This is a genomic window from Streptomyces sp. NPDC001617 (assembly GCF_053596855.1).
Genome location: NZ_JBSFHA010000159.1, coordinates 1 through 9934, shown reverse-complemented (window position 1 = coordinate 9934; position 9934 = coordinate 1). Strand labels below are relative to the sequence as shown.

The following is a 9934-nucleotide window of genomic DNA, read 5'->3' as shown; positions in this document are numbered from 1 at the left end:
TCCTCGGTCGGGCGGTGCTGTGTCTTTTTGAGGTGCGCGGTGATGGACGCCCGCCGCTGCGGGCGGACACCCCCCGCCCCGTCCCCTTCCCGCCGCGGGCGACTGACGGCCACATCGCAAACGCCGACTGCCCGCACGCCGCCAAGGGGCGTGGGGAACTGCGCGACCAGCCACGACGGTGCCGCACTGTGATCCGCGGGCGACGGACGGCCCATCCCGGCGCAGGCCCCCCGCACGCCGCCCAGGGGCGCGGGGAACTGCGCGACCGGCCACGACGGTGCCGCACTGTGATCCGCGGGCGACGGACGGCCCAACGCAACGCAGGCCCCCTGCACGCCCCCAAGGGGCGCGGGGAACTGCGCGACCAGCCACGACGGTGCCGCACTGTGATCCGCGGGCGACGGACGGCTCATCGCAACGCAGGCCCCGTGCACGCCCCCAAGGGGCGCGGGGAACTGCGCCACCAGCCACCCGCACCCGCCCCACGACCTCCCGCCGCACCCCGACGGCGCAATCCAGCCAACCAACGGTCGGCCCTCTTCAATCGTTTCACTGGCGTCACACAGGAAACTCCTTGATCCGGCAGTCATTTGACACGTCGTTCACGCTCTTTGCCTGGACATGACCATTCGGCCATGTTTCTTTGCCGGTCTTGTATTGATCCCGCATGCCACGCCTATGGTGATCGCCGCGTGCACGGCTTGACCGAGCCGGAGGAGACGCGTGGATCGACGGGGGGTTGATTCGGCATGGCCGACGACATGGTGCTCAGGGCGCAGAGGTTCATCAATACGACGTACAACAACGGCGCCGCTCTGGGGATCTCCAAGCTCGACGAGAACGGGAAGACCGGCTGGCCGGTGATGTACGCCCTGACGCGGGCGTTGCAGTACGAGATGGGGATCACGAGCCTGTCGGACTCCTTCGGTCCGACCACCCTGTCCACGCTCCAGTCGAAGTACCCGAAGCTGGACGACTCCACGGTCCCGTCGGCGAACTTCTGCCGCATCCTGCAGTCGGCCCTGTACTGCAAGGGGTACGACGGCGGCGAGATCGACGGCATCTACAACGGACGCGTCAAGGACGCCGTGGCCAAGCTCAAGGCCAACATGGGCGTGGATGGTGTCTATTCGGGGAGTTCTCTTGAGCCGAAGGTCGTCAAGGGGCTCCTCAACATGGATGCCTATGTCACGGTCAACGGTGGGTCGGACACCATTCGCGAGATCCAGCAGTGGCTGAACCGGCGGTATGTCGGGCGCCGGGACTTCTTCGTGATTCCGTGCGACGGGCATCATTCGCGGGATGTCGCGAAGTCGATGTTGTTCGCCATTCAGTATGAGCTGGGCATGGCCGACGGGACCGCCAACGGTGTCTTCGGGCCCGGCACCCAGTCCGGGCTGAAGAATCACACGGTGGCTGTCGGTACGACTGGTACGTGGGCGTCGTTGTTTACCGCCGCGATGATCCTGAACAAGCGGAACGTGCCCTTCGGGAACTTCACCGGTGATGTCAAGGCGGGTGTCGAGTCGTTCCAGTCCTTCGCCAAGCTCTCGGTCAGTGGTGTCGGTGACTTCCAGACCTGGGCCTCGCTGCTGGTCTCCTACGGTGACCAGAGCCGCAAGGGGACCGCGTGTGATGGCGTCACCAAGATCACCCCCGCTCGGGCGCAGGCCCTGAAGGATGCCGGCTACCAGTACATCGGCCGGTATCTGTCCAACCCCTCCACCACCAGCCTGCCGGAGAAGCAGATCCAGCCCGGTGAGCTCGCGACCATCAAGCAGTACGGTCTGCGCTGCTTCCCGATCTACCAGACCTGGTCGCGGTCGGCGGACTACTTCAGCTACCCGCAGGGCTGCATCGACGCGACCAACGCCATCGAGTGGGCCAGGATTCATGGGTTCAAGGCCGGCTCGATCATCTACTTCGCCGTCGACTACGACGCCCAGGACGGCGAGATCACCGACTATGTGCTGAAGCACTTCCGCGGGGTGTACCGGACGGTCGGCGAGAACTCGTCGTACGGGGTGGGGGTCTACGGGCCGCGCAATGTGTGTCAGAGGGTCGCCGACGCCGGGTACGCCGCCGCGAGCTTCGTCTCCGACATGTCGTCCGGGTTCTCCGGCAACCTCGGCTACCCGCTGCCCACCAACTGGGCCTTCGACCAGATCGCCACGGTGAAGATCGGCTCCGGGGACGGCGCCATCGAGATCGACAACAACATCGCCTCCGGACGGGATACCGGGCAGGGCGACTTCGACCCGGGTGTTCCGGTCACCTCGGATCTCGACGTCGATCTGGACAAGGCCAGCTATCGGGCCCCCCTGCTCAAGGACGTCCAGACGTACCTGAACTCGATCGGCGTTCCGGAGACCGGCGGTGAGGGGTGGACCGTCGACGACGACTGGGTGACGTACAACGTGGTCTCCACGACCGAGGCGTTCAACATGGTCATGGACGCCGACTGGCTGTTCACCAACCTGGCCAGGACGCTGAAGCTGCGCAAGGCGCTCATCCAGGCGCCCGTGCTGTGGGAGCTGCGGAAACTCAACCCGCTGGACGCGCTCGCCGACGAGGCCGTGAAGGCCGGGGCGAAGGACGACTGCAGCACCGGCTGGGGGCAGATCTTCGCGTGGGTGACCATCGCGGCCCGCAACTACTGCCGGGAGCAGGGGATCATCAACGGCGCTCCGCTCACCGGCTCCGACACCCGCGCGGTCTGGAACAACCTGCAGGAGCCCGAGTACAACATCCCGTCCGTGGCCTACCTGACCGTCTACAACGCCCATCAGCTGGGCATCGCCCGCCCCTCGCTCACCACCGGCCTGGCCGACTCGCAGAAGCTGCTGGCCCGCTACAACGGCACCGGCGACAAGGCCCAGAAGTACGGCCAGGAGCTGATCGGGCTCTACAGCGTGCTGGAGAACTACAACAAGCTCAGCCGCGCCAAGTAGACCGGACACGATCGTGAAGAATGGGCGCATGCGGAAGCTGTGGGTCCCTGTGGCCGTGAACCTGCTGCTGGGGATTCCGGCGGTCGTCCCGCTGTTCCTGGCCTGGTACATCCTCGCCAACGGCCCGCTCGCGGCGCTCGGCTGGACGATGCAGGACCCCAACGAGAACGACGGCATGCTGCTCTGGCTGGTCATCGCGGCCCCGGTGTTCTGCCTGTTCGGACTCGTCTGGGGGCTGGCCAACGCCTGGCTGCGACGCCGGACCCCGGTCCGGTCGTCCCGCTACTGGCCGGTGTGCGCCGTCGCCTCCCTCGCCCCGTTCTTCGTGATCTTCGGTCTGTTCTGACAACTCGGACTCCGACTCCGGTGACGGCGCCGGTGATCGCTCCGGTCAAAGGGAGACAGAAAACGTGGATCACGACATGACACGGCGTACGGTCGTCAAGGCCTCCGCCGTCATCGGCGCGGCCGTGGCCGTCGGTTCGGTGCTGCCCGCGGGGAGCGCGGTGGCCGCGGAGCGGCACGGGCCGAAGCGGCCGGCGACCTCCGCCAACGGCTGGACCATTCAGACCAACGCCGACCGCGACTCGCAGGTGTGGACCCGCCCCGTGTCCGGGACGGGACTGGGCGTGCCGGTGTGGATCGGCGACGTGGAGACGGTGCTCGTGCACGTCGTACGTCGCTTCCACTACGAGGTGCAGGAGCTCGCGGTGGTGGACCTGGCCGGATGGCGCCCCGCCAAGGGGCTGCGCCGCAACCTGCCGGAGTCCAACCTCGCCTCGGGCACGGCCGTACGCATCAGGCCGGGCGCCGGCGCGAAGGGCTCGCTCTTCCCGCTCCAGATGGACGCCGTACGGGGCATTCTCGCGGACTGCCAGGGCGTCGTCCGCTGGGGCGGCGACGACAGGCCCGTCGACGAGTCGCTCTTCTACATCGCCGTGGGTCCGCAGGACGAGCGGTTGTCCGGGCTGGCCGCGGGGCTGCGCGAGGCGACGTTCCGCTAGGCACTGCGGCCGCCATGTCGAACATCGGTTCACGTCAGTTCAGAAGGTCATGTATCTGCTCGGTCATCGAGCCATGGGAGATCCGATCATGAAGCGAATACTCGGCGTGCTGGCCGCCACCGCCGCCGCGACGGCGGCGACGCTCACCCCCGCGTCCGCCGCGGGGCAGGCCGTCACCCCGAAGGTGACCGTCGCCCCGAACGCCGACGCCGGGACCAGAGCGTGGGCCACCGCCCACCCGCAGGAGGTCGTGGCCCAGTCCGCCGAGTGCGGCGGCAACTACAACACCCTGGTCTACATCGACGGCAGCCTGCCCGGTGACGTCAACGGCGACGACGGCAGCATGGCCGCCTTCGCGGGCGGCGGACTGCTCTGCGTGGTCTTCAAGAACGAGACGCCGGGCAAGGCCAACTACATGTTCCTCCAGGCCTGTCCGGGCACCAGCGCGAGCAGCGCCTGCGGCACGGACGACGGCTACTACAGCAAGTACGCCGGCCCGGTCTACATCAGTCAGGGCGCGGGTGGCTGCTGGACGGCCTCGTACAAGATGAAGACCGAGGCGGAGGACCGGTACCTCATCAACGGCAAGCGCAGCTACAGCTGCTGAAAGAACGTCAGAAAGGGCGCCATCACGCGGGAGCTTCTGGGGTCCCCGCTGATCCACGGCTGACCCGGCGCGGGCCGGCCGGCCCCGGGTGCGAGACTTGCCCCGAGGGTCGGCCGGCCGCCGTGCCGTGGGGGAAGGGGCGTGCCCGTGAAGGGCGTTGTGCGTGATCGTCGGGTTCGGAGCGCCCTCGTGCTGGGGCTTCTGGTCGGGGGCGTGCTCGTGTGGCGTGCCGCGGGCTCGGCGGGAGGCGGGGTCGAGGCCGCCGCGCACGGAGGTACGGCACAGTGCGCGCGGATCGTACGGGGGTATGCCGACATTCTTGCCGGACAGCGGCGGGACGACAGCTCGCAGCCCGGCGTCGGTGTCTGGGGTGGGGGGACGGTGACCGCGCGTTGTGGGGTCGAGCCACCTGCTCCGACTACCGACCCGTGTGTGAGCGTTGACGGCGTGGACTGGGTGTGGCGTCCGGCGAAGTCGGGTGACGACCGCAAAGTCCTGGTCACCTATGGCCGTGATCCCGCCGTCGAGGTGGCGATGTCCGACCGGGTCGGCGGCACCGACGACGTGCTGGTGCAGATGAGCCGGGCGGTCAGGCCGATCGCGCAGCATGCGCGGTGCATCGGGGATGACGATGTGCCGGTTGCCGGCTGATGTCGCCTCCTGTCAGCAGTGCGGCGGCCACGACGAGGCCGGCCGGACCATGAAGTGAGCGGCTCACGGCCGTACGGCGGCACTGTCCACCGGTGCGAACAACTGCGCCAGGCCCTGCCAGAGGGGCATGACGGGGATGGGGGCGGTGACGGGTCGGCGGGCCGGGGTGGTGACGGATGCGGGGCGACCGGTGCGGGCCTGGGTGGTCGTGGTGGTGGTGGTCGTGTGCGGCATGACGGGTGCTCCTGCTCTGTTAGTCGTTGAGTCGCTCGAAAGGGCGTTGACCTTGCGAGCCCAACGATTCCGTCAGCGGACCGCCGCTACGAGGGAGCGCTCACCCCGACCGGGGGTGTAGCCCGCTGCACCTCGTGCCGGAGACCGGCCCGCCTGCTTGCGGCTGGGTAGCCTGGCAGCGGTCGGGTGAGAGGGAGAGCGCTGTGCCCACGTTCGTTGTGTTAGACCTTGAGTTCACCACATGGCCGGGAGCGCTTGAGCAGGACTGGGGAGCGCCGGGGCAGCTGCGGGAGATCGTGCAGATCGGTGCGTTGCGGCTGCAGGAGGACTGTTCCGTGGTGGAGGAGTACGAGGCGCTGGTCCGCCCCGTGGTCAACCCCCGCCTGTCCGCCTTCTTCACCGAACTCACCGGCATCGGGCAGGAGAGGCTGGACCGGGAAGGGGTTCCCGCGGCGGAGGCTCTCGGTGAGTTTCTGGGGTTCTGCCGGGGGGAGGCGGTCCTCTCCTACGGCAACGACATGATGGTCGTCGGGGAGAACATCGGCTGGGCGCGGGCCCGTGGGGAGGAAGTCAAGAACGGTTTCCTGGCCGCCCATTTCCTCGACATCCGCCCCTGGGTGCATTCCCTCGCACCGGAGACGGCGACCTTCAACTCGGGTCGTCTGTGGCAGGTCCTCGGTCTCCCCAGGCCTGCCGCCGGCAACGAGCATTCGGCGCTTTTCGACTGCTATTCCCTTGCCGCCGCCATCAGGCATCTGCGCGGCAGGGGAGCCGCCTTGCCGTTGGGGTGCTGCTGATCTGCAGCGCCTCGCAGGCAGCCTTGATCTGCCTGCTCTCGGTCTCAGGCGAGGTCCGTCGGTTCGTGCAGTGCCGTGTCGGGGAAGGCCACCTCTGCGGTGTCGGCTGCGTGGTTGTCGCCGCCGGGCCCCTGGGTCCGCTGCCGTGGACCTCGCGCCAGAACGTGCACGAGCAGGACGGCCATGACCGCTGCGCCGGCCCACATCGCCTGCTGCCAGCCGTCGACGAAGGACTCCTGGGCGGCGCTGATCAGTGCCTGAGCGTGCGGGCCGGCCCCGTCGGCGGCCGTGAGGGCGTTGGCGACGCCCTCACGGGCGGTGTCGGCGGCGGCGCCCGGCACTCCGTCGAGCCGGGAGTCGATGGCCCCGCGGTAACCGGCGGTCAGGACCGCTCCGAGCAGCGCGACACCGAGCGCGGTGCCGAGTTCCCGGGTGACGTCGTTGAGTGCGGACGCGACCCCTTGACGCTCCCGCGGCAGAGCCGTGGTGATGGCCTCGGTGGACGGCGTCATCGTCAAACCCATACCTGCGCCCATGACGAGCATGCCGGGGAGGACCGAGAGGTAGCCGCCGTCGACGGAGACGAAGGTGGCCATGAGCACCAGCCCAGCGCCGCTCAGGAAGATCCCCGAGGCCATCGTGGTGCGGCTGCCGACGCGCGCGGCAGCCCGCGGGGCGAGGCCGGAGGCGGACATCATCAGCAGCGCCATCGGCATGAGCGCCAGGGTGGAGCGAAGGCCGGACCAGCCGAGTACCGCCTGGAAGTACGGGAACAGGACCACGAAGATCCCCGCCTGCACGCCGAACACCGTCAGAAGCGACACGGAACCGCTCGCGAGACCTCGCTCACGGAACAGGCGGATGTCGAGGAGCGGAGCCTGTCGGCGCAGTTCCCACGCCACGAATCCGGCGGCGGCGATGACACCGACGAGGAGGCTCAGCAGCGTCACGGGCGCAGTCCAGCCTCGCGCGGGACCCTCGTGGAGAAAGAGGACGAGCCCGACCACCGCGACCACGGACGACAGCGAACCGACGGCGTCGAACCCGTGCACCGACGCCTCGCGCGAGTCCGGGACGAACCGCAACGCCATGACGACGGCGACGACGACGAGCAGGACCGGCAGGACGAAGAGCCACCGCCAGCTCGCCAGGTCGACCAGGACGGCCGACAGATACATCCCCAGGATGCCGCCACCGCCGGCGACTCCGGTCCACACTCCGATCGCCTTGGATCGTTCTTCGTCCGGGAAGGTCGAGGTGATGACGGCGAGGGTGACCGGCATGATCATCGCTGCGCCCACACCGCTCAGAAAACGCGCGGCGAGCATGACCTCGGACGACGTGGCAAGGCCGGCCGCCGCACTCGCTGCTCCGAAGACGACCAGACCCGTGAGCAGTACCGGCCTGCGACCCCACCGGTCGCCCAGCGCACCGAGCGGCAGGAGCAGCGCGGCCAGAGTGACGGCGTAGATGTTGATGAACCACAACACCTCGGTCTGCGAGGCGTCGAAGGCGACGGCGAGCTCCGACTGGGCGACGTTCAGCCCGGACACCGACGCGATCACCGCCATGAGCGCGACGCAGACCCCGACCAGGATCGTGCGTCGCTGTCGTGGGTCCTGGATGCTCGGGTCGGGGGCCGCCGTGGCGGAGGGCCGGTTCGCAGTCATGGGAGTCCTTTCGCGAAGGCAGGGGGAATCGGCGCCGGAGCCATGGGCGTTGGCGCTGTCGCACGACGGGGCCGGCGGCGTCGGTTCGTTTCGCACCGTGCCGAGAGACGAGGCGGATGTGCAAACCTTGTTGCCGAATGGCAAAATCGGCGGATGGACGAAGCCATCGACCGCACTCTTGACGCCGTCGGACCGAGGCTGAAGCGCCTTCGGCTGCATCGCGACGTCACGCTCGCCGACCTCGCGGTGGAGACAGGCATCTCCACCAGCACCTTGTCCCGTCTCGAAGCGGGCCTGCGCCGTCCGACGCTGGAGCAACTGCTTCCACTCGCTCGCGCCTACGGGGTCACGCTCGATGAACTCGTCGATGCGCCGCCGACCGGCGACCCCCGGATCAATCTGCGTCCCATCCCCTGCAGCGACGGGTCGGTCATCCTGCCGCTCACCCGAAGACCCGGGGGAATCCAGGCTTACAAGTTCGTCCTCCCGACCGGAAGCGACGAGGCCGAACCCGATCTGCGTACCCATGAGGGCTACGACTGGGTCTACGTCCTCAACGGAACGCTCCGCCTCGTTCTCGGGGAACGCGATCTCGTCCTCCGGCCCGGGGAGGCCGCGGAGTTCGACACGCGCACCCCGCACTGGTTCGGTGCCACCGGCGCCGGCCCCGTCGAGTACCTGAGCCTCATCGGGAGACAGGGCGAACGCGCGCACGTCCGGGCAGCACCGAGGTCCGGCCCGGCCGTGGACCAGGCCGTACGCGCCGCGCACGAACGGGAAGGTGGAGAGGTGTAACGGGATGCTCGCCCGCGAGTGGGCGTACGTCCGCGACTGCACAACCGAGCGTGAACGCCGCGTCGCACTCGCGGAGTTCGTGTACTACTGCAACCACGAGCGGCCGCACGCCACGCTCGGTGGCCGACCGCCCATCAGCCGGACCGCCGGGAGCGACTACCGGATCGTCTTCGATCAGCCGCCCGAACCAGTCGCGGACATCCCGCAGCAGCTCGCCTTCGAGGACTTCGCGTAACCAAGGTCCCGAGACACCACACCTAATGGTTCAAGGTCGGACGAGCAACGGAAGCGATCCGAGTCCCTGTCGACTGTCCCGCTGCTTCGAGGAGGTCCTCCCAGTCCGTGTCGGACAGCCACGCTCCACCCATGAGATGAGCAGGATGACGGGCGCTCGCTCATCGATGTCGATCTCGGGAATGCCCTCGGGGTCGGGCTCTTGCCGGGCTGCTTCTTGCGACGCCTCGCGAGCAGGGGCCGGACCAGGGGCCGGCCGTGACACGGGCCCGGTGGCCGCCGGCGCGCGGCCGCGATCCCTCGGCGGTACGTCGTGGAAGTACGTACGGGTACGGATCCGGCCCCCGCTGCAGCGCTCCCGCTGCCGCTCCAGGTACCCGGCGGCCTCCAACTCCCGTAGCGCGCGGGAGATCAGGATCTCGCCCTCGCTGAAGTGGGCGCACAGGGCGGCGATGCTAACGACGGCACCGTCGGGGAGGGAGAGGATGTACACCGCGACGCCGACCGTGACCGCGCTTCCTGGCCGCTGCGCCAGAGAGTTGGCGATCACGGTGAAGTCGCGGGTGAGGCGGGTGCGGACGTGGATCACGCCCGAAGTCGGAGCGGTCGGAGCTCCGGCGTCGGTGCGCAGGGGCGCGTTAGACTGCGGGTCAGCCACCGGGAAGCTCGTTTCTTCCTGATCGGTCAGGCCCTCGATCGGGATTGCCGTCCCGGCCGGGGGCCGTTGTCTGTGTGAGGTTGTTGCGGCGAACGTAACCCTCCGTGCGCACGAACCGCAACCGAGTCACTCCTTAGGGTGACAAGAGGTGGGCAGGGGAGGGCAGTTGGTTCTTTCAAGAGGTTCTTTGGGGGGTGCCTCTATGTCCTTCGTCAAGGCTGAGTGGTCATGTGGTGGTTGCTTCGGGGCTGCGTGGTTCGTAGAAGGTGCCGTCGCGGAGCATCGCGAAGAGCACGCTGATGCGGTGGCGGGCGAGGCGGAGGAGGGCCTGGG

General features: G+C 68.5%; 10 protein-coding genes and 1 pseudogene. 8 read left to right on the top strand and 3 right to left on the bottom strand.

Annotated elements, in window-relative coordinates; translation table 11 throughout:
- The first annotated feature begins 749 nt into the window (after positions 1 to 749).
- The 5 genes from ACWC09_RS51575 (at position 750) to ACWC09_RS51555 (ending at position 5213) form a co-directional block, all read left to right on the top strand.
- Positions 750 to 2951 (top strand): glycoside hydrolase domain-containing protein, encoded by a 2202-nt coding sequence (locus tag ACWC09_RS51575; RefSeq protein ID WP_450859135.1) that lies wholly within the window; start codon positions 750 to 752, stop codon positions 2949 to 2951.
- Positions 2952 to 2979: 28 nt separating this feature from the next.
- A complete protein-coding gene (locus tag ACWC09_RS51570; RefSeq protein ID WP_450859133.1) occupies positions 2980 to 3297 on the top strand; it encodes a hypothetical protein in 318 nt (105 codons plus the stop codon).
- A gap of 76 nt (positions 3298 to 3373) precedes the next feature.
- Positions 3374 to 3955, top strand: a complete 582-nt coding sequence (locus ACWC09_RS51565) for a hypothetical protein (RefSeq protein WP_450859132.1) — start codon at positions 3374 to 3376, stop codon at positions 3953 to 3955.
- Between the two features lie 88 nt (positions 3956 to 4043).
- Positions 4044 to 4562 (top strand): hypothetical protein, encoded by a 519-nt coding sequence (locus ACWC09_RS51560; RefSeq protein WP_450859130.1) that lies wholly within the window; start codon positions 4044 to 4046, stop codon positions 4560 to 4562.
- A 141-nt stretch (positions 4563 to 4703) separates the two neighbouring features.
- Positions 4704 to 5213 (top strand): DUF3515 family protein, encoded by a 510-nt coding sequence (locus ACWC09_RS51555; protein WP_450859129.1) that lies wholly within the window; start codon positions 4704 to 4706, stop codon positions 5211 to 5213.
- A 63-nt stretch (positions 5214 to 5276) separates the two neighbouring features.
- Here ACWC09_RS51555 and ACWC09_RS51550 read toward each other — a convergent pair whose 3' ends face one another.
- Positions 5277 to 5447: a hypothetical protein gene (locus ACWC09_RS51550; RefSeq protein WP_450859127.1), complete on the bottom strand. Its 171-nt coding sequence runs from the start codon at positions 5445 to 5447 to the stop codon at positions 5277 to 5279.
- A gap of 203 nt (positions 5448 to 5650) precedes the next feature.
- Here ACWC09_RS51550 and ACWC09_RS51545 point away from each other — a divergent pair, with 203 nt between their 5' ends.
- Positions 5651 to 6244 carry an exonuclease domain-containing protein gene (locus ACWC09_RS51545; RefSeq protein ID WP_450859125.1) on the top strand — a complete coding sequence of 198 codons (594 nt, stop codon included), beginning with the start codon at positions 5651 to 5653 and terminating at the stop codon, positions 6242 to 6244.
- 44 nt (positions 6245 to 6288) lie between these two features.
- Here the strand turns inward: ACWC09_RS51545 and ACWC09_RS51540 are convergent, their stop codons facing one another.
- Positions 6289 to 7914 (bottom strand): MFS transporter, encoded by a 1626-nt coding sequence (locus ACWC09_RS51540; RefSeq protein WP_450859124.1) that lies wholly within the window; start codon positions 7912 to 7914, stop codon positions 6289 to 6291.
- Positions 7915 to 8067: 153 nt separating this feature from the next.
- On the opposite strand from ACWC09_RS51540, the gene ACWC09_RS51535 reads away from it, so the two are divergent.
- On the top strand, positions 8068 to 8709 hold the full coding sequence (locus ACWC09_RS51535; RefSeq protein WP_450859122.1) for a helix-turn-helix domain-containing protein: 642 nt from the start codon (positions 8068 to 8070) through the stop codon (positions 8707 to 8709).
- A gap of 4 nt (positions 8710 to 8713) precedes the next feature.
- Positions 8714 to 8944 (top strand): hypothetical protein, encoded by a 231-nt coding sequence (locus ACWC09_RS51530; RefSeq protein ID WP_450859121.1) that lies wholly within the window; start codon positions 8714 to 8716, stop codon positions 8942 to 8944.
- 299 nt (positions 8945 to 9243) lie between these two features.
- Here the strand turns inward: ACWC09_RS51530 and ACWC09_RS51525 are convergent.
- Positions 9244 to 9601 (bottom strand): annotated as a pseudogene (locus ACWC09_RS51525) (hypothetical protein); the annotation flags it as partial.
- Positions 9602 to 9934: the final 333 nt, after the last annotated feature.